This window comes from Dyadobacter sp. SRI_021 (assembly GCF_057586235.1).
The window spans coordinates 229,514-247,390 of the sequence record NZ_JBYCZM010000008.1; the positions used below are offsets into that span (position 1 = coordinate 229,514).

The window sequence follows — 17,877 nt, forward strand, 5'->3', positions numbered from 1 at the left end:
CCTCTTTTGCCCTTTAATTTCGTCGCGCGGGCGTGTTGTTTTGTAAAGTAAAATTTCGGCTGGACCGTCAGCCATGAAACAACACCAATCCAATTGCACGAAAAATGAACATCATCAAACAGAAAGCGCTGCACTTGCTTGAAAATGCCTTTGGAAAGACTGGAACCGTACTTGCGATACGGGCCTGGGAACCTGCTACCTTTTTTGAAGTGGACGTCCATTTCCCGGAAATGGATATGAGTGGCTGGAAACGTGTCCAGCATATTAAAGTACGGGTCGGAGAGGGGATATACCGCGATTACACCCCCGCCGGCTGGGATGAGGATATCCGTACCTGCACCCTGTATATCAATGCCGAACAGGACGGCCCGGGCGCGCAATGGATACGGTCGCTACGCACAGGCGACCGCATTACGTACGTGGGCGTAGGCGCGACCATGCACAGGCCCACATATGCAGGAGAAATGGTCGTTTTCGGCGACATGAGCAGTATCGGGCATTACCTGGCTTTGCAGCAGCTGGCCGGCACACGTAAAATCAGCGGCGCCATTACGATCGCCCACGAAAATCACCGCGAGGAATTCAAAGAGTATTTCAACTGGAATATCCAACCGGTGAAAAAAAACGGTGACGGCGGGCTGCATTCGATGCTCAAATGGACCAGCGACAGGCAGCTGGCCAATTCGAACGTCTATATTTCGGGGCATATCCCCACCTGCATCCGTTTGCGGAAGGAGCTCAAAAAGCGGGATGATTCCCCGCTAGGGATCCAGGTGCAGGGATTTTGGTCATAATCCATCGAAAATGCCGTTCATGGCCGTGAGGATTACGGGTTTGCGGTCCGTAACGATGATCGTGTGCTCGTGCTGCGCTACATATCCGCCGCGCGAGCCAACGAGCGTCCAGCCGTCGCGTTCAGTAGCGGCGTTTGTGGAAGCGGTTGAAATGAACGTTTCGATAGCGACTACGCTATTTTTGCGGAAGCGGGTCGTGTTGTAACGATCGTAGAAGTTAGCAATTTCGTGCGGTTCCTCGTGGAGACTGCGCCCTACGCCATGGCCGGCCAGGTTTCTGATGACTTTGTAGCCTGACCGTTTGGCTTCCGTCTCGATCAGCCGCCCAATGTCGGCAATCCTTACGCCGCCCTTGATCTGGCTAAGTGCTTTGCCCAGGATCCGTTTCGACGCATTCACCAGTTTGTTGTGCCCGTGAATATCTTCACCCAGCACGAAGGAGCCTCCGTTATCGGACCAGAATCCATTCAGTTCGGCAGAAACGTCGATATTGACCAGATCTCCCTCCTGCAAAATTTTTGTTTCAGAAGGTACTCCGTGTGCGACTTCATTGTTGACACTAATGCAGGTCCAGCCCGGGAAGCCATACGTGAGCTTCGGTGCCGATTTCGCGCCGAAACTATTGAGCAGTTCGCCTCCGAAATCGTCGAGTTCCTTTGCCGTCATACCCGGCTTCGCATGCTCGCGCATCGCGCGTAAAGTAGTAGCTACTACACGGCTGGCTTCCTGCATGCCAGCCAGTTCCGATTCTTTATTGATAGACATTTATTTATAGTCTTGATTAATACGACCCACTTACATGTAAAGTAATCTCCTCGAAAGCGCCGTTCCACAATGCAATACGCTTTTCGAGGGATGCGATGGTGGCCTGTTCGGCTTCCTGCCAGAATGCCTCGTTCTGTTCGCAGAGATTGGCGGTCATGCGAAGCGCGAGGTGGCTGTGGTGGTCGCCGTCGACTTCGATGTGGCGTTCAAGGTAGTATTTAAAAATGGAAATACTGTCCGGGAAATTGCGGTGTATGTCCTCGATGATCGACATAAACATGCCCGGAATGAGGTCCTCGCGCCCGAAGGTAAAAATGGCGGCTTGCAAATGGTCTTTCCTGGTGCCGATGGTGTCGAATGTAAAGCGGACAAATTCACGGGCTTTTTCGGGTGTGCCGGCTGCGTCGAATGCCTTTTCGAAATCACGCGTCTCCCGCAGCGAATAAATAAACCGGCCAATTTCCGTGGTATCGGCGCCGCATTGTGCCATGGCATCGAGGTACAGTTCGAAATGGCTTTTGAAATTCCCTTCACTATCCACATCTGACTCTTCGCCCGCCACGATCTCGTTGATGAGGTTGCGCGTTTCACCGTCACCGGTCGGAAACCAGGGTACAGACGTGCAGGTAAGGCTGTTTTGAAGTGATTTGAGCAGCGACATAAAGTCCCAGACCGCGTAAACATGGTATTTCATGAATACTTTCAGGTCCTCGATGTCATTGATAACCGAATAAACTTTGTGCTGGATAATCTGCTGCCGGAGGGGCTCGATGTTCTGCTGGATTCTGGTAATGTGATCGTTCATTATTTGCGTAGTTCTTTCTTCTAAACTGCCTTTTGAGAATGTTTGTTCGAATTTTCAGCAAATAAAGGGAATCTGGTAAAGCGCTTCGCCGGGGTTTACAGAAAATACCATGCAAGTGCATGAAGGGTACCTGCATGGTATCGGGTCTGCTATTTCTCCTGCGAAGGTGAATATTTCACGAGATCGATCCCGATACCGTTCGGGTCCTGGATCGCAAAATGCCTGTCGCCCCAGGGCTCATCACGGATATCAATTTTGATGGGTATTCCCTTGTTTTGAAGTTCTTTGTAAAGTTCATCGACGTCGTCTACCTCGATGGTCAGGTACATGCCTTGTCCCTGGAATGCTTTGTGAAACAAGGGTTGCTGTGAAGGATGCCCGGGTAGCAGGAAGCTAAGTTCCGACGCGCCGCCCGGCGTGTGGAGCAGCAAGTAAAACTCATTTTCAAATGTAACGCCGAAGCCGAGTATCTGGGTGTAAAATGCTTTGGTTTCAGCGAGTTTGGAAGTGACAATGCCTGCGTTCAGTTTCATTTGGCTTTTAGTTTGAGTGGATGGATTGGTTTGAGAGAATGCATTGGCGCAGATGCCGACCAATGCCAGTAGTAGGATGAGCCGTTTCATGATGCCGTCCGTTTTGTTGGTGACACAAATTACGGCTTGGCTGGCGGAGCAGGATTGTAAAAAACGGACAAAATCACCTCCCGAATGCTTTCCCCGGCGTCACGCCGTAGAGGTTCTTGAATTCCTTGATGAAATGGGCCTGGTCGTAGTAGCCGTTGTCATAAAATAGCTTATTCTCGCGGAGGCTCTGCTGCGAGGGTTTGGCACGGAGGATGTTCTGGAAACGTACGATCTGGCTGAACGTTTTGGCCGAGTCGCCGATGTAATATTCGAAAAGCCGGCGGAGTTGCCGGGGACTGAGACCGGTGTCCAGGTCTTTTTCGATATTCAGCACACCGAAATTTTGAAGGATCATGGCCAACGCCCCGTACAAACGGGGATCGTGGTTGAAATCAATACTGGCTATCCAATGCAGGAAGTAGTCGTCCAGCCTGCGCTTGATCCCCGCCGGAGACAGTCCCGGCCCGAAGGCTGAGGCGATAAATTTCGCTGTGTCAGGTATGACCACATCCAGATTCTCAAAGCGATTACTCAGTTCCGAAGCATTGATTTTGAAGAGTTGCGGAAACATGGTAGGTAAAAATCGCACGCCCACGTAATTGAAACTGTTTTCGAGCGGAAACTCCGTATACTTTTTACAGAAACCCATCACAAAGTTTTCGGAGGGGTTATGCAGGTCGAAGAAGATGTCGATGCAGCCATCGGCGACTACGCGATAGAGAAATGGCTCATCCAGCGGAATAGTGGTGCGCAATTGCCAATAACAATAAATAAAGCCCTGCAAGGCGCTATCTGGAAGAAATTCCTGGTACGTTACCCGCTCAGCCGACTGCTTGACCGTCGGCTGAACTGGCATATACAGCCCGCGAATATCTGGGGTTTTATACATCCGGTCCGGAGGTTTTATTTATTGATCCGCCGTATCTGGTCCAACGAATGCTAACGTACGTCTCCTAGCGTTTCGCAAGAAGAAGATCCCGCGTTTCCATCAATGAAAAGCCGAGCAGATTGAGTCCCTCCCACCGCGCGGGATCATGTGCGCGAGGGTCGTCAGCGGAGAGCCCAATTCCCCAAACGGGATCAACTGGGCTGGCTTCCACCAGGATCCTGTCGGATGTATTTATAAGGTAGGAGCCAAGCTCGGGATTTTGTGAGAATTTTTGAATACTGCCTTCCACGACAATCAGTTGGCGATTTGCTTGCCAGATCTTTTCATCAAAATTCTCAACCATCCGACCCAGGGCTTTTGCTTCACCGGGTGAGGAACTGGCAATGATCCGTTCCCTCAATGCGTCGTTTTCAAACAGACGCGCTTTTTCAGCCATCATCCAGTGTTCAGCCGTTGGATAGGTCACACCACCAACCACGAAAGCCGATTGCCACCATTGGCTCAGGCATGATTGGGTAACCTGGCCGCTACGGGCCGGCTGATGTCCCCAGAAATGGAGAAATTTCATCTTGGGTTGCGTTTCGTATTGGTGCAGCAGCCAGTGGAGGTCATACTTCATTTTACAATATAGCTGGTAGAAGAGATTTTTGTCTGATTTCTTATCGGCATTGTTTTTTAGGGTTTGTTCAAAAAAACGAACAATACCATGAGCAACAGGACCTTAGTAGATGCTTACATCAAAGAGCTGGAAGCTGAGTATACTTCGACCCGCAAATGCCTGGAAAGGTTTCCGGTGGCATTATTTGGCTATAAACCGCATCCTACCTCCATGGAGATGGGCTACCTCGCTCTTCTGGTAGCCGAAATTCCCCTTTGGATCACTTTTATGGTGGAGCAGGGCGAAGTTGATTTTGCGACTTACAAACGCTTCGAGTTCTCTGCCAGCGAGGAATTGCTTGACCATTATGAGGAAGTTTTCAAAGGTGCCCAAAAATCGCTGGCGGGCATTACCGACGACGACCTGGATGCTCCGTTCTATTTGAAACGGCAGGGCCAGGTATTGTTTACCCAGCCCAAACGCGAGGGCGTCGGCTCGACGATCAATCACTGGGTGCATCACCGGGGTCAGCTCACCGTGTACATGCGACTGAACGAAATTCCCGTTCCCTCGATTTACGGGCCTTCTGCCGACGACCGTACATTCTGATCAGCGCGGAGGACCGAAGCGGTCGAACTGCTCCTTTTTCAGTTCTTCGAGTATTTCCTTCGTGGATTCGAAACTCGTGTGCTGGTACGCACGCAGGCCTAGGGTTTTAGCCATGTTGGCAAACATAATGCGGTCGTCGAAATACACGCACTGGCTGGGTGTTGCCTGCGCGATGCCCATAGCAAGCTCGAATATCCGTGGATCTGGTTTGCGCATTTTTACTTCGCAGGAAGAGATAAAAGCATCGAAGCAGGTGTGCAGTTTGAACTTTTGAATGCGGTAGTCGTTCAGCTCTTTCCCTTCGTTGTTGATGGAAATGATGCGGAAACCGCAATCCTTTTTCCACTCTTTGAGCCACGCGAGCATGCCAGGAAGCTCTATCGACTGCGAATACATGAATTCCTTGAAATCCTCCCGGACGAAGTCGCGTGGGTGGTTGAAGATCACCGTGTCCAGATACTGATCGAGATTCACGCTCCCGATTTCATAGACATTGAAAATGAAATTATGGAGCTGATCCATCTCCTTATAATTGAGGCCGAATTTCTCCGCCGCCAGAAGACGGGATTCGTGGCCCCACCCATTACTTAAAAGGACGCCGCCAATGTCGAAAAAGAGGATTTTGAGATCGCTGATCTGCATGATAATTGTTGTGTATATTGGTAAAAAGGATGGCCACTAAGTTAGTTATAATCATGTAAACGCCGAATGGCGCGAACGTCTACGTTCGTGCCAACTATTCGCAGGCCTCCGGCCGGTCAGTACATCATTGCGGTACCGACCGGGTGGAAGCCTGCGAATAGTGTGTTTGAAGGTGAGACCTTCAAACCAGCATTATTATTTACCGTCTTCTCCCACGGAAACCCCCACCACTAAATCCCCCGCGGCTAAATCCACCACCGCCGCCATTAAAACTTCTACCCCCAAATGATCCGTATGGCCGGGAAGGAGCGCTGAATGTGTTACTGCGTGGCATCGACCGGTACCCTTGGGCATTGACCGAGCGCGGTGCGGTACGGAATGACTGGCTTCTGTCGAACAGGTAGGAACGTGAGCCGACCGAAGGATTAAAGTGTCTCGCTGCCGAACCGATAAATGCCGTTCTTGGCGAATACATATAATTCCTGGGGGCAATGGTGTGATAATAATGGTCGTACTGGCGGTACAGGTGCGGATAATACCGGTAGGCACCGCTGAAGAACCATCTCGAAAAGCCGAGGGAAGGCATTGCGTAAACCATTGGATAACCACCCAGGCCAAAGTAGAAGCCGGAACCATAGCCGTACAAGCCAGGGTACCACATCGGCGAGCCATACCAGTAAGGATAACCAAACCAGTAAGAATAAGGGCTGCCATAGTTCACCACTTTATCGCCGGTTGGGGCAGGGTAGCTGTAACCGCCCTGGGCCGCATATTCTTGCGAAGCCTGGCTGAGCTCCTGCATGGCCTGCGGATTTTGTTTCAGCTCATCCTGATAAGCAGCGAGTTCTTGCTTGTTTTGCGCTTCAATCTGATCGTGAATATCCGCAAGGTCGTTGCGTACAGCGGCCGGATTGTCTTTGAAACGTTCGCCGAGCCGTATTACGAGGTCGGAGTGGTCGTTCAGCAGGGACAATACGTCCGGCATCTCTTCCAGGGTTTTGAATGCCTGCTGCACATCGGGATCCAGCAGGGCGATCATGCCCTGGAAGGAAGAGCTGGCCTCCTCGTTGAGGTTGTCGACTGCCACCAGGTCGCTATGGTGATTGTTGTACAACTTCCAGGCGGCTTCTTTCAATTCAGAAGAAGGATCCACATTGGCTACCATTCCGTCGACCGCTTCGTGGGAAGTTTTACGCGGAAGTGTCGCAAGTTTATGCATCAACTCGGGGTACCGGCTGACTTCATAAAACCAGGCTTGTTTCTTTTGAGCGTAGTTTTGAATGATTTGCTGAAAGCCTGAGCTGCTTCTCTCGCGTATCCCGGCCAGTTTGCCGAGCACGTCGGGGTATTGGGCAGCTATGAGAATGTCATTGCGGACGGCGTCATTGTAAGGTGCGATGGCTTTGAGCAGACTTTGGTCAGTGGCAATGTTTTGTTGCGCATTGCTAGCCATTTGATCATCCTGGCCGTAGCCTGTCAGGCTGGCGGCGGAGAGCAGAATAGCGGCGAAATATTGAAGCGTTTTCATGACACAGGGAAGCTTTTCATTAACTTCTTAACACCCTTATTGATTTGTTTTTCAAGCCGGTTCGGATTGCTCACGTCACCGGAAATCGCTTTTTGCCAGATAATATCCCCGGTTTTGGTATCCACCACATCGAGTATGAGCGTACCGTCGGTGCTGGTGGTCGAATAGGGGTAGCCGCCGTATCCGTAGCCGCCAAAACCTCCGTAGTAGGGATATCCCCAGCCAAACCGGCCCCAGCCCATCATCGGATAAGCTCCGAACGGATAGCCACCATAATAATTCCTGCGTACGCGTTGCGTGTACGTGTGGAATTGCAGGAGCAGGTCGGGGTGCTGGGTGTTGCGTGTGAGTCCCCGGCTTTCCAGTGCCTTGTCGAAGGCACTCTGAATGCGGTGACGTGCAAGCGAACTGGCGTACATGGGATTCTGGTTGGTTTTCATGTCGGGGACAATCCAGTTATAAGTCAATGCCTTGCCGGAAGTTGGCAGTTGGGGACTTTGCGCGAGCACCACACTGCCCAGCACAGTCAGCATTCCCAACAAAATCAGGTTCTTTTTCATTTTAATGGGTCATTTTAAAAGGCTTTCCAGGGGCTGGCTCCGGGAGATAACCCCGGAAAGCCTGGGGTACTACAATCCAATTGCGAAATATTGGGTTTCATCGTTGCCGGGATAAAGCCCTTCGATCATCACTCCGCCTTTTTTGCCTTGGAGCATTTTCACGGCTTCACGGGCATTGGCAACCGGTGTTTTATCAATCCTGGTAATCACAAAACCCTCCTCCATATCGGTATTCTGACGAATTTTGCCGGCGTTGATCGCCGTTACCTGCGCACCCGCGCCGATTCCGTATTCTTTTTTCTGTTGATTGGTCAGGTCTTTCAGCTCGATACCCAGTTGCTCCATTACCGCCGACGAGGATCGGTCTGCTACGGAAGGTTCTGAAATGCCTTTCAATGTCACGGAAACCACTTTGTCGACGCCATCGCGATTCACATTCACGGTTACTTTGTCGGATGGTTTATGCTGGGCGATGGCTTCCTGCAATTGCGGTACGCTGGTAATATCGTGGCCGTCGATTTTGGTAATCACATCACCGATTTTGATGCCGGCTTCTTTTGCAGCGCTTTCATCGGCGAAATTCTCGACGCGCACACCTTCATCCACTTTCAGGTCGAATGATTTGACTTTCGCTGCATCCACTTCGCTGATCCCCACGCCGAGGTATCCGCGCTGCACGGAACCGAATTTGGAAATATCTTCCACCACTTTGTGCGCAATGCTCGAAGGGACGGCGAACGAATAGCCTGCAAACGAGCCTGTCTGGCTGGCAATGGCGGTGTTGATGCCGATGAGGTTACCATTCAAATCTACCAACGCACCACCGGAGTTGCCCGGGTTTACAGCCGCGTCGGTCTGGATGAACGACTCGATAGGAGCCTTTGCATTCTCGCCAAGGATGTTAATGCTGCGTCCTTTGGCGCTCACAATGCCCGCGGTAACGGTCGATGTGAGGTTGTATGGATTACCTACGGCAAGCACCCATTGGCCGACCTCCACATTTTCGGAGTTGCCGAACGATAATGCGGGCAAATTCTTCGCATCGATCTTGATCAGCGCGATGTCGGTGTTCGGGTCACTGCCGATGACTTTGGCTTTGTAGGTATGTTTGTCGGCGAGGGTTACTTCCAGCGTTTCGGCGCCCTGGATCACGTGGTTGTTGGTGACAATATAGCCATCAGGATTGATGATCACGCCCGAGCCGGTAGCCTGCGGTTTCTCCATTTTACCCTCTGGGGCTTGCTGGCCGAAGGGGTTGCGGCCGCCGAAAAAATCCCTGAACTCCTCCGGGATTTGCATCTGGCTCACCGTCCGTTCCGGTTTGAGTGTCGATTTGATGTGTACCACTGCCGCGGTGGCCTTTTTGGAGGCAAATGAAAAGTCGGCGGGAATCATGGCGGCAGGGCCGTTGGCCGTAGCACCGGACTTGGCATCCAACCGGGCTTTGACGAACGGGGTCGCGTCGTTGACCCAGGTTGAAATCGTATCTGGTTTGCCAAAATGTTCGTAGGTAGCGTAGGAGGTTCCGCCCAGCAATGCGGATGCAATGGCTACTGCTGTAATTTTTCTGAAGTTCCGTGTTGTTGTCATCGCTATTAAATTGATTAAGTGTATTCAAATTTCAGTAGCGATCCTGTTGCAATTCTGTGTGAATTCTGAAGACAATTTGTAGTTGAACATTTTTTTGAAATACATAAAAAAAGGAGGGTCAGAAACCCTCCCTTTATTCACTACTAGCCATGAAAAACTTTGAGTATCGTCACCAGGTCACCGTGAGAATATGCCACGGGCCTTCTGTTTCGTAAGTAAGCGTCTGCCCGTTCACCTGGCAGATCGTCTTGGCCAGTGCCAGTCCCAGCCCCAGCGAGGCCGAATGCGTGCCTTCTTTCCGGAAGCGTTCGAACATCAGTTCGGGGTCGATATGAATAGGCACTCCGGTGTTGCGGACAACCAGTCGCCCCGGGCTGAGCGTAATATCAATCGTTCCCCCATTTACATTATAACGTATCGCATTGGTCAGCAAATTATTGACCAGTACTTCCGCCAATGCCGGGTGCATCACAGGCCCCGTCGGCTCGATCGCCGTCTTCACGGTAATCTCCCGCTGCTCGATCAGGTCTTCCAGGTCGCGGAGCTTCCGGTTGATGATCGGAACCAGGCTGATCGGCTCGGTACCGGCCAGGAACTGCCGGTTTTCGATTTTGGTAAGCAATAATAATGCCTGGTTCAGCTTCGCAAGCCGGTTGGCGGCCTCGCTGATCTCGGAAAGCGCTACGAGCTGCGACTCTTTCAGGCTCTCGTCCTGAAACAATCCTTCGATCTTGGACAATATCACCGCCAGCGGCGTCTGTATTTCATGCGAGGCATTCTCGGTAAACTCTTTCAGGTTCTGGTAAGTGGCGGCAAGGCGATCGGTAAACTGGGTTACCGACTGGTTCAACTGCTCGAATTCGACGGTATGCTGTTTGGGAAAAGTAAGCACCTCGTGTTTTTCAAGATTATAGGAATCCAATGCACGCAATGTCTTGTAAAACGGCTGCCATAACCGGCGGGAAAGCCAGCTGTTGAGCAGGAGAAGCGATATGAGCAACAGAGCTACAATGAATGTAACGGTCATGACTACTGCTTCCAGTAATTGCTGGCGCTGTGCGAGTAACTTACTGATAGTCACCCGGTACCAGGCGCCTTCGACGTGTTCGTAGAAGATGAGCTGCCGGTAGGGCTCGTAGTCATTTTCAGCCTCGTTGAACAGTTTTCGCTCAACAAGCACCATTTGACCCGGGTACCGGACCTGGTCGAGTTGCAGGCTGTCACCGAGTTGCAGGATGTACACCGGCAGTTCGTCGATATGCCGGAGCTGCCAGCTTACCTTCGCCTTGCTGCGCATGAGCTCCTTGTTTACTTCCCGGTCGATCAGGTAATCTACTGAAAAATAGAACAATACGGCACCTAACGTCAGTACGCACAGCGATGTGACGATCTGGTATTTGAGAATGCGTTCCAGCAGTTTCATTGCTCGCTGAATTTATAGCCGACGCCATAAATCGATTTCAGGTAATCGGGGCAGCCTTTGTCCATCAGCTTCTTCCTGAGATTTTTAATATGTGTGTATATAAAGTCAAAATTGTCCATTAAATCCGCATCGTCGCCCCAGAGGTGTTCGGCGATGGATTCTTTAGTGAGTACGCGGTTTTTGTTGGCGATCAGGTACACGAGCAGGTCATACTCTTTGCGGGTCAAGACGATTTCCTGCTGGTCGACCAATACCAAATGCTCCTGCGGATCGATCTGGATCTTGCCGAAGCGGATCTGCTGGCTGCCTTGGAAGCTCCGCCTGCGGATGACCGCTTGTACGCGTGCGTTAAGTTCCGAAAGGTGGAAAGGTTTGGTGAGGTAATCGTCCGAGCCGAGGTTGAGGCCGGTAATGCGGTCGTCGAGCGAGTTTTTTGCTGAGATAATGATGATACCTGTTTCCGGGAAGCTCCGTTTCAGTTCCCGCACGGCGTCGAGGCCGTCGCCGTCGGGCAGCATCAGATCCACCAGCACGCAGTCGTAACGGTAGATATTGATCTTTTCTACGGCCGTGCGGTAGTCCGCCGCCCATTCGCAAATGAAGTTTTCGCGCTGAAAATAGTTCTGTATGCTGGTAGCCAGCGCTTTTTCGTCTTCAATGAGCAGCAGTTTCATAGCATTGTCGTTTGTGCAAATGAAACTACCAATTTTGGAGGAAATCTGAAGTGTATTCCAAACAGGGCATTCCATGCGGGGGCTACTTCACGGTCCTTTTAGCCCAGTTGAAAATCGTGGAGTACACTTCGTCGCGGACGGGCTGTTTGGAAAGGATCAGGTCGTGCATACCGCCCTGAACCGCCTGAATGCTGTATTGACCCACAATATTCTGGGCCTGGCGCGCCACGTCCTCCACATTCAGCACTGCGTCGCCGGTGAAAAACGCATCGCTCCACTTCTTCTCGTCGATGGATTTGGCAGAATGCAGCACCAGCACCGGTTTGTTGATGGTAATACCCTGTGCAAGCCGCTCCTGTGCGTTGTGCACGGCGCGTATCCAGCCCAAGTTGACCGGAGGAGCGATAAATGGTTTCAAGCCGAGGCTGTAAGACCATTCGCCATGAGCCGTTACGTGCAGGCTTTCGCCGTAAAGCGGGTTAATGCCCAGGTCAAAGTTCGTTTCCGGATGTTTTTCAGCCCTTTTCAGGAGTAGCGGCAATGCCGTCTTTTTGAGCCCTGATTTGATATTTAATGCAAACATCGGGCTGTTGAGCAGCACCGCATCGAATTTTTCCTTGCCCGCGCGCTCACTGGCATAGAGGGAAATGGTTAATCCTCCCAACGAATGCCCGCTCAAAAGGACTTTTTCGTTGCCTTCCCCTTTAATGACCGCCAGGGCAGTGTCTATGTCGGCGTAATACTCGGAGAGGTCGCGGACGTTGTTGATCTTCTGATGACTGAGCCACGATCGCCCGTATTTCCGCAGATCGATCGCATAAAAGTTGAAACCTTCTTTGATGTACCGCTCGGCCATTTCCTCCTGGAAGAAGTAATCGTTGAAACCGTGGACGTAAAGTACCGCTTTGGTGCTTTTTTCCGGCGCGGTTTTCCGGATAATCGTGCAAGTAACGCTGCCTTCGTAATCGGACGGTTGAACGATCGTCGCCTGTTTGAAGCCTTTGCCTATCAAATCCGCGAAATAGGTAACCTGCGCGTTGGCGGCGCTGGCGAAAAGTGTGAGGATAAGTGCGGACAGGAGGCTGTTTTTCATGGAAATACGTACTAATCAGGGGCAAATATAAAAGCTGAGGGGCCAGACGGCAAGTCACAGACGGCAACTCCTCCGGCTTATTCGATCTTTTTCAGTTCGGCCCCACGGTCGGGTTGGAGGTTTACCTTGCCAAATTCCGCATTGGTATTGTTCTCGATCGTGAAACCCTTCGCCACATCAACTTCTATGGTAACTGCGTCGGCCGTAAAGTTGAAGATGTGCCCACCCGATTTACGATCATCCGCCAGATAATGCAAATGGAACCCGGGCACATTGGTACGGGCCAGGTAGGGCGGCAGCAGGAAGCCGGCGCATATTCCTTTGGTGTTGTTTAATTCAAATACAACCTGATTGTGCTTCAAATGCTCCGGTAAACTGGTATATGGCTTCACGGCCGGCTTCTCGGCCCGTGTGGTCATGGTTGGGAAAGTGGCCGAAATCCTCAATGCGTAAATGCCGTTGGGGTTCAGGATATGTTTGATTTGCTCCTGAACCTTTTCATAAGTAAGTCCGGGGCCATTCAACCGAAGCACGGTGTCAGCTTTGAAAAACTTGACAAATGCGGCAGAAGTGCTGTCCGAATCGGGGACTTCCTTCACCGAGCCGTCGTAGCTGATTTTATAAACGTGCCCTTTGTCAATCAGGAGCTCGCCATCGACCCGGTTGAAGGTGCCGACGCCGAAATCGCCTTTCTTTTTCAATTGTCCGATCGTCAGGTCGCCGTCAAAAACGCCGGCCATAAGTGCATCGATGATCGAATATTGGTACATAAAATCCTGGTCGGAAGCCGCGTTATGGCGTTTTTTTGCCGGTTGAGCGATGGTATTACTTCCCCAAATGCCCGGGAGTAGGGCCACTAGGAGGCATTTGAATACACTTTTATGGAATGGGGAAAGACGAACCATGTATGGAAGGGGTTTGGAAATGGTTACAAATGACGGCATACGGCCGAATCTTTGCAACGCGTGCTGCGACATTCTATTCAAAGGCATTTATAGCACCTGGCAGGGGATATTTTGGAGAATAGCAGGGAAAGCGGGGCGGAAGTTGATAATGCGGGAAAAAAAGATCAATTTAAAAACTGCTAATATTCCTTTACCAATCACCAATTAATCCTGAAAATGAAAAGGTTTTTACTCCTGCTACTCGTTCCCGCGCTCGCACATGCGCAACTCGCACCACCCGTGATGTCGGACAAAGCCAAGAAGATCCACGCCGCTGCATTGACTATCGACACCCACGCCGACGTACCTATTAATATGATGAAACCCGGCTTCGACGTGGCTGTGGAGCATGATTTTGAAAAAGACCGGTCGCAAATCGATTTCCCGCGGATGATCCGGGGCGGGATGGACGGGATGTTTTTTGCCGTGTATCTCGGACAGGGCAAGCGCACCGAAGAAGCCAATGCCGAAGCCAAGAAAAAGGCACTGGAAATTTTTGACAAAATCCACGAGGCAGTAAAAGCCAATCCGCAAACCGCCGGGCTCGCAACCACTTCCAAAGATGCCTATCGACTTCAAAAAGAAGGCAAACGCGCCGTTTTTATTGGTATGGAAAATGGCTGGCCGGTAGGCAAGGACCTGACCAACCTGAAACTCTACTACGACCTCGGCCTGCGCTACATTACACTCTCGCATTCGCTGAACAACGACATTTGTGACTCGTCGACCGACGGCGACGGCCCGGAATACAACGGACTGAGCGCATTTGGAGAGCAGGTGGTGAAGGAAATGAACCGCCTCGGCATTATGGTTGATATTTCACACGTTTCGGATTCCAGTTTTTACGATGTGATCAAACTGACGAAGGCTCCGGTGATCGCCTCGCATTCGTCGTGCCGCGCATTGTGCGATGTACCGCGCAATATGACCGACGATATGATTAAAACGCTTGCCAAAAATGGTGGCGTGATCCAGATCAATTTTGTGCCCGGTTTTGTGAAGAAACCCTCGGAGCCGCACGAGATGTCGCTGAAAGCATTACGCCTCAAAATCCGCCAGACCGACCTCTCCGATGCCGACAAGAAAGCTTTGCGTGACGAAATGAAGGCCATTAATGAGAAGTATAAGTCAGATATGCCCACGGTACAGGATGCGGTCAACCATATAGAGCACGTGATCAAACTCACGAGCGTGGACCACGTGGGAATCGGTATGGATATGGACGGCGGCGGGGAGGTGATCGGCTTACAGGACGTGAGCCAGATCGGGGCGATCACTGAGGAACTGGTCAAAAGAGGCTATTCGGCGAAGGATATCGAAAAAATATGGGGCGGCAACATTATGCGCGTTCTGGATCAGGTAGAAAAGGCCGCAGGCAATATCTGATTTGCCTTCAAGTGGCGCTCCTGGCGGTACAGATGGGACAAAAAATATATACATTTTAATAAATAGTTTAATAAAATTGTAAATCTTACGTCCTCGAACAGATTACACATTAATTGAAGAATTACAAATGGCTAAGTCAACCGGAAAGAAAAAAACAAACGCAACCGTCGACCCTGCCGAGGATGCCGGCACTCCTGTGGCGGCCCAGTCGGTGAATGCGGTGGAAACCATTAGCCGTTTTTCAGACTTCGATATACACCTATTCCGTCAGGGTAAGCATTACAAGCTTTACGAGAAGCTGGGTTCGCATGTGATGGAGGTCAATGGGGTGGTAGGGACGTATTTCGCAGTGTGGGCGCCCAATGCGACCTACCTGTCGGTAATCGGAAATTTCAACGGCTGGAACCACGGCAGCCATTCGCTGGCACCGCGCTGGGATAGCTCCGGTATCTGGGAGGGCTGGATTCCGAACGTCGGGGTAGGAGAAGTTTACAAATACTACATTATCTCGCAGAACGGACAGCACCTCGAAAAGTCGGACCCGTTTGCGCTCTGGTGCGAAGTAGCACCGCGCACGGCTTCCATTGTATGGGATACCTGGTACGAATGGAATGACGCCGAATGGATGAAGGTCCGCAAGGAGAAAAACAAGCTGAATGCACCTATTTCGGTGTATGAAGTGCATTTGGGCTCCTGGCAGCGCGACCCGTCCAATCCCGAAAGGCATTTGACCTACAAGGAAATCGCAGCAAGCCTCGTGCCTTACGTGAAGGAAATGGGCTTCACCCATGTGGAGCTGATGCCGGTTATGGAGCACCCCTACGCACCGTCGTGGGGATACCAGATCACCGGCTATTTCTCGTGCTCATCACGGATGGGCACACCGCAGGAACTGATGTTCCTCATCGACCAGTTGCACCAGGCGGGCATTGGCGTGTATATGGACTGGGTGCCTTCACACTTCCCGGGCGATGCCCACGGGCTTTTCCGGTTCGACGGCACGGCATTATACGAGCATGAAGATCCGCGGAAAGGTTACCATCCCGACTGGAAAAGCTATATTTTCAACTACGGAAGAAACGAAGTAAGGTCATTTTTGATCAGTAATGCCATTTTCTGGCTCGACCGTTACCATTCCGACGGCTTGCGCGTGGATGCGGTGGCATCGATGCTCTACCTCGATTACTCCCGTAAGCACGGCGAATGGATTCCCAACGAATTCGGTGGCCGCGAGAACCTGGAAGCGATCTCATTACTGCGGGAAATGAACGTGGCCGTTTACACCGAGTTTCCGGATATTCAGACTATCGCCGAGGAGTCGACCGCGTTCCCGGGCGTATCCCGCCCTGTGTTCGTAGGCGGGCTGGGCTTTGGGATGAAATGGATGATGGGCTGGATGAACGATACCCTGAAGTATTTCGAGAAAGACCCTGCGTTCCGCAAATGGCACCAGGACCAGCTTACGTTCAGCCTGGTGTACGCATTTTCCGAGAATTTCATGCTGCCATTCTCGCATGATGAGGTGGTTTACGGGAAGAAATCACTCGTTAACAAAATGCCGGGTGACGAATGGCAGCGGTTCGCGAACCTGCGCCTGATGTTCACGTATATGTACACGCACCCGGGCACGAAGCTGATGTTTATGGGCGGCGAATTCGGGCAGACGTCCGAATGGAACTTCCAGCAAAGTCTCGACTGGCATTTGTTGGAATACGCACCGCATAAAGGCATCCGGGAATGCGTGATAGCGCTTAATAAGCTGTACAAAGAGGAGCCGGCATTGTTCGACTATTCATTCTCGCACGACGGCTTCGAGTGGATCGATACCCAGGACCGCGAAAATTCCGTACTCGTTTATGCCCGCAAATCGACCGACCCAACGCGTAACCTGATCATCGCGCTGAACCTGACGCCGGTCCCGCGGAAAGGTTACCGCGTAGGCGTGGCTTCGGACGGAAGCTGGCAGGAGATATTCAACTCGGATGCAGCGCAGTTCGGCGGCAGCGGAATCATTAATTACGAATCTGTGACCGCGGAGAGCCACCAATGGCATGGGAAAGCTCATTCGCTGATCCTCGATCTCCCTCCGTTGGGCGCGGTCGTACTTAGGAAGGAGCCCAAAAAGCGGAAATAGTTGGACAGAGGAGCAACGGTAAAGTCGCGAATCTGTGTCTACCGTTTACTTAATTCGTAGATGATCTTGAGGCAGAGGCTGGGGTCTCTGCCTTATTTTTTTACCTTTGCCGTTCAAAACATCACGATCAAATGAAAAGCATTCGATTCATAGTACTTTTTGTTTTTTTAGGTTTATCAGAAGCTTTTTCTCAGGATATATCCCGCGTTACCTCCGGCATCGACGTCGGCTTGGGCTACCAGGACAAGGTTTGGGTGCCTTCCGCTACCTACCATCAGGAATTGAGCCTGACTAATTTTCCCTGGTTCAGGATAGGCTGGGGTGTGCGGGGCTGGGGGTATTACGCCGGCCGTACAGACATGCTGCCTAAGGCCAGCGCGCTCAATGCCGATACGCTCAAGTTCGGAAAAATCACCGCCAACGGCGCCAGCTTTCTGGTTGGGGCCAATTTCAGGTTGTGGAAATTTGATATCGGGGCCAATACGGATCTTTTTGGCATCGCATTCGGGTTAAAACGCAATGCATTGTACGAAGGTGGTGGCCTTTATGGAGAAGGCGGTGCACATTATAACTCTTACATTAAAAGTGCTCCTGCTACCCTGAATGCCCTCCCGCTTTTCATGGATAAACAAAACGGGCAGTCGGAAGCATATGTCCGCTTTTGGATCACCGATCAGATCGGGGTGAAAGTAGCTTACGTGCATGGACGCGTCACGTACGCATCGCCCGATAAGCTGATCAACGGCCAGACGCGCTATTCGACCACTTACGGTGTGCCTTACGTGGCGTTATCGTTCCCTTTATACAACTAATATTCGCG

General features: G+C 51.4%; 18 protein-coding genes. 5 read left to right on the plus strand and 13 right to left on the minus strand.

Translation table 11 applies throughout. The features are described from left to right. The first annotated feature begins 104 nt into the window (after nt 1–104). A complete protein-coding gene (locus AC2YIT_RS24050) occupies nt 105–794 on the plus strand; it encodes a ferredoxin reductase domain-containing protein (RefSeq protein WP_430843728.1) in 690 nt (229 codons plus the stop codon). On the opposite strand, the gene map is transcribed toward AC2YIT_RS24050, so the two are convergent. The 5 genes from map to ybiA form a co-directional block, all read right to left on the minus strand. Next, entirely contained in the window at nt 789–1,559 is a 771-nt protein-coding gene (gene map, locus AC2YIT_RS24055) for a type I methionyl aminopeptidase (protein ID WP_487280845.1), read from the minus strand. The two genes, AC2YIT_RS24050 and map, sit on opposite strands and share 6 nt — an antisense overlap. A gap of 16 nt (nt 1,560–1,575) precedes the next feature. Continuing rightward, entirely contained in the window at nt 1,576–2,364 is a 789-nt protein-coding gene (locus AC2YIT_RS24060; RefSeq protein ID WP_487280846.1) for a DUF3050 domain-containing protein, read from the minus strand. Between the two features lie 149 nt (nt 2,365–2,513). Further along, a complete protein-coding gene (locus tag AC2YIT_RS24065) occupies nt 2,514–2,987 on the minus strand; it encodes a VOC family protein (protein ID WP_487280847.1) in 474 nt (157 codons plus the stop codon). A 73-nt stretch (nt 2,988–3,060) separates the two neighbouring features. Next, nucleotides 3,061–3,876: an AraC family transcriptional regulator gene (locus tag AC2YIT_RS24070; RefSeq protein WP_487280848.1), complete on the minus strand. Its 816-nt coding sequence runs from the start codon at nt 3,874–3,876 to the stop codon at nt 3,061–3,063. Nucleotides 3,877–3,940: 64 nt separating this feature from the next. After that, on the minus strand, nt 3,941–4,495 hold the full coding sequence (gene ybiA / locus AC2YIT_RS24075) for a riboflavin biosynthesis intermediates N-glycosidase (RefSeq protein ID WP_487280849.1): 555 nt from the start codon (nt 4,493–4,495) through the stop codon (nt 3,941–3,943). 87 nt (nt 4,496–4,582) lie between these two features. Here ybiA and AC2YIT_RS24080 point away from each other — a divergent pair, with 87 nt between their 5' ends. Continuing rightward, the gene (locus tag AC2YIT_RS24080; protein ID WP_487280850.1) at nt 4,583–5,083 is read left to right on the plus strand and encodes a DinB family protein; all 501 of its coding nucleotides are present in this window, start codon (nt 4,583–4,585) and stop codon (nt 5,081–5,083) included. On the opposite strand, the gene AC2YIT_RS24085 is transcribed toward AC2YIT_RS24080, so the two are convergent. The 8 genes from AC2YIT_RS24085 to budA form a co-directional block, all read right to left on the minus strand. Then, nucleotides 5,084–5,725 carry an HAD family hydrolase gene (locus AC2YIT_RS24085; RefSeq protein ID WP_487280851.1) on the minus strand — a complete coding sequence of 214 codons (642 nt, stop codon included), beginning with the start codon at nt 5,723–5,725 and terminating at the stop codon, nt 5,084–5,086. Nucleotides 5,726–5,924: 199 nt separating this feature from the next. Continuing rightward, nucleotides 5,925–7,253 carry a hypothetical protein gene (locus tag AC2YIT_RS24090; RefSeq protein ID WP_487280852.1) on the minus strand — a complete coding sequence of 443 codons (1,329 nt, stop codon included), beginning with the start codon at nt 7,251–7,253 and terminating at the stop codon, nt 5,925–5,927. Then, nucleotides 7,250–7,813, minus strand: coding sequence for a DUF4136 domain-containing protein (locus tag AC2YIT_RS24095; RefSeq protein ID WP_430843735.1), 564 nt, complete (start codon nt 7,811–7,813; stop codon nt 7,250–7,252). Before AC2YIT_RS24095 ends, AC2YIT_RS24090 begins: the two co-directional genes overlap by 4 nt. Before the next feature lie 69 nt (nt 7,814–7,882). Next, entirely contained in the window at nt 7,883–9,403 is a 1,521-nt protein-coding gene (locus AC2YIT_RS24100; RefSeq protein ID WP_487280853.1) for a Do family serine endopeptidase, read from the minus strand. Between the two features lie 169 nt (nt 9,404–9,572). After that, nucleotides 9,573–10,826, minus strand: coding sequence for a sensor histidine kinase (locus AC2YIT_RS24105; protein ID WP_430843737.1), 1,254 nt, complete (start codon nt 10,824–10,826; stop codon nt 9,573–9,575). Continuing rightward, complete coding sequence (locus AC2YIT_RS24110) at nt 10,823–11,500, minus strand: response regulator transcription factor (protein WP_430843738.1); 678 nt, start codon at nt 11,498–11,500, stop codon at nt 10,823–10,825. The genes AC2YIT_RS24105 and AC2YIT_RS24110 overlap by 4 nt, the downstream gene beginning before the upstream one ends. An 82-nt stretch (nt 11,501–11,582) precedes the next feature. Further along, nucleotides 11,583–12,593, minus strand: coding sequence for an alpha/beta hydrolase (locus tag AC2YIT_RS24115; protein WP_487280854.1), 1,011 nt, complete (start codon nt 12,591–12,593; stop codon nt 11,583–11,585). 77 nt (nt 12,594–12,670) lie between these two features. Continuing rightward, entirely contained in the window at nt 12,671–13,450 is a 780-nt protein-coding gene (gene budA, locus AC2YIT_RS24120; protein WP_430843740.1) for an acetolactate decarboxylase, read from the minus strand. A 264-nt stretch (nt 13,451–13,714) separates the two neighbouring features. Here budA and AC2YIT_RS24125 point away from each other — a divergent pair, with 264 nt between their 5' ends. The 3 genes from AC2YIT_RS24125 to AC2YIT_RS24135 all read left to right on the plus strand — a co-directional run bounded on the left by AC2YIT_RS24125 (nt 13,715) and on the right by AC2YIT_RS24135 (nt 17,869). Next, nucleotides 13,715–14,923, plus strand: coding sequence for a dipeptidase (locus tag AC2YIT_RS24125; protein WP_487280855.1), 1,209 nt, complete (start codon nt 13,715–13,717; stop codon nt 14,921–14,923). A 127-nt stretch (nt 14,924–15,050) separates the two neighbouring features. Continuing rightward, on the plus strand, nt 15,051–17,057 hold the full coding sequence (gene glgB / locus AC2YIT_RS24130; protein ID WP_487280856.1) for a 1,4-alpha-glucan branching protein GlgB: 2,007 nt from the start codon (nt 15,051–15,053) through the stop codon (nt 17,055–17,057). A 131-nt stretch (nt 17,058–17,188) separates the two neighbouring features. Next, nucleotides 17,189–17,869: a hypothetical protein gene (locus tag AC2YIT_RS24135; protein WP_430843743.1), complete on the plus strand. Its 681-nt coding sequence runs from the start codon at nt 17,189–17,191 to the stop codon at nt 17,867–17,869. Nucleotides 17,870–17,877: the final 8 nt, after the last annotated feature.

Excerpts from the sequence above, each read along its gene's own strand:
- AC2YIT_RS24050 (WP_430843728.1), top strand. The coding sequence starts at position 105 with ATGAACATCATCAAACAGAAAGCGCTGCACTTGCTTGAAAATGCCTTT.
- map (WP_487280845.1), bottom strand. The coding sequence starts at position 1,559 with ATGTCTATCAATAAAGAATCGGAACTGGCTGGCATGCAGGAAGCCAGC.
- AC2YIT_RS24060 (WP_487280846.1), bottom strand. The coding sequence starts at position 2,364 with ATGAACGATCACATTACCAGAATCCAGCAGAACATCGAGCCCCTCCGG.
- AC2YIT_RS24065 (WP_487280847.1), bottom strand. The coding sequence starts at position 2,987 with ATGAAACGGCTCATCCTACTACTGGCATTGGTCGGCATCTGCGCCAAT.
- AC2YIT_RS24070 (WP_487280848.1), bottom strand. The coding sequence starts at position 3,876 with ATGTATAAAACCCCAGATATTCGCGGGCTGTATATGCCAGTTCAGCCG.
- ybiA (WP_487280849.1), bottom strand. The coding sequence starts at position 4,495 with ATGAAGTATGACCTCCACTGGCTGCTGCACCAATACGAAACGCAACCC.
- AC2YIT_RS24080 (WP_487280850.1), top strand. The coding sequence starts at position 4,583 with ATGAGCAACAGGACCTTAGTAGATGCTTACATCAAAGAGCTGGAAGCT.
- AC2YIT_RS24085 (WP_487280851.1), bottom strand. The coding sequence starts at position 5,725 with ATGCAGATCAGCGATCTCAAAATCCTCTTTTTCGACATTGGCGGCGTC.
- AC2YIT_RS24090 (WP_487280852.1), bottom strand. The coding sequence starts at position 7,253 with ATGAAAACGCTTCAATATTTCGCCGCTATTCTGCTCTCCGCCGCCAGC.
- AC2YIT_RS24095 (WP_430843735.1), bottom strand. The coding sequence starts at position 7,813 with ATGAAAAAGAACCTGATTTTGTTGGGAATGCTGACTGTGCTGGGCAGT.
- AC2YIT_RS24100 (WP_487280853.1), bottom strand. The coding sequence starts at position 9,403 with ATGACAACAACACGGAACTTCAGAAAAATTACAGCAGTAGCCATTGCA.
- AC2YIT_RS24105 (WP_430843737.1), bottom strand. The coding sequence starts at position 10,826 with ATGAAACTGCTGGAACGCATTCTCAAATACCAGATCGTCACATCGCTG.
- AC2YIT_RS24110 (WP_430843738.1), bottom strand. The coding sequence starts at position 11,500 with ATGAAACTGCTGCTCATTGAAGACGAAAAAGCGCTGGCTACCAGCATA.
- AC2YIT_RS24115 (WP_487280854.1), bottom strand. The coding sequence starts at position 12,593 with ATGAAAAACAGCCTCCTGTCCGCACTTATCCTCACACTTTTCGCCAGC.
- AC2YIT_RS24125 (WP_487280855.1), top strand. The coding sequence starts at position 13,715 with ATGAAAAGGTTTTTACTCCTGCTACTCGTTCCCGCGCTCGCACATGCG.
- glgB (WP_487280856.1), top strand. The coding sequence starts at position 15,051 with ATGGCTAAGTCAACCGGAAAGAAAAAAACAAACGCAACCGTCGACCCT.
- AC2YIT_RS24135 (WP_430843743.1), top strand. The coding sequence starts at position 17,189 with ATGAAAAGCATTCGATTCATAGTACTTTTTGTTTTTTTAGGTTTATCA.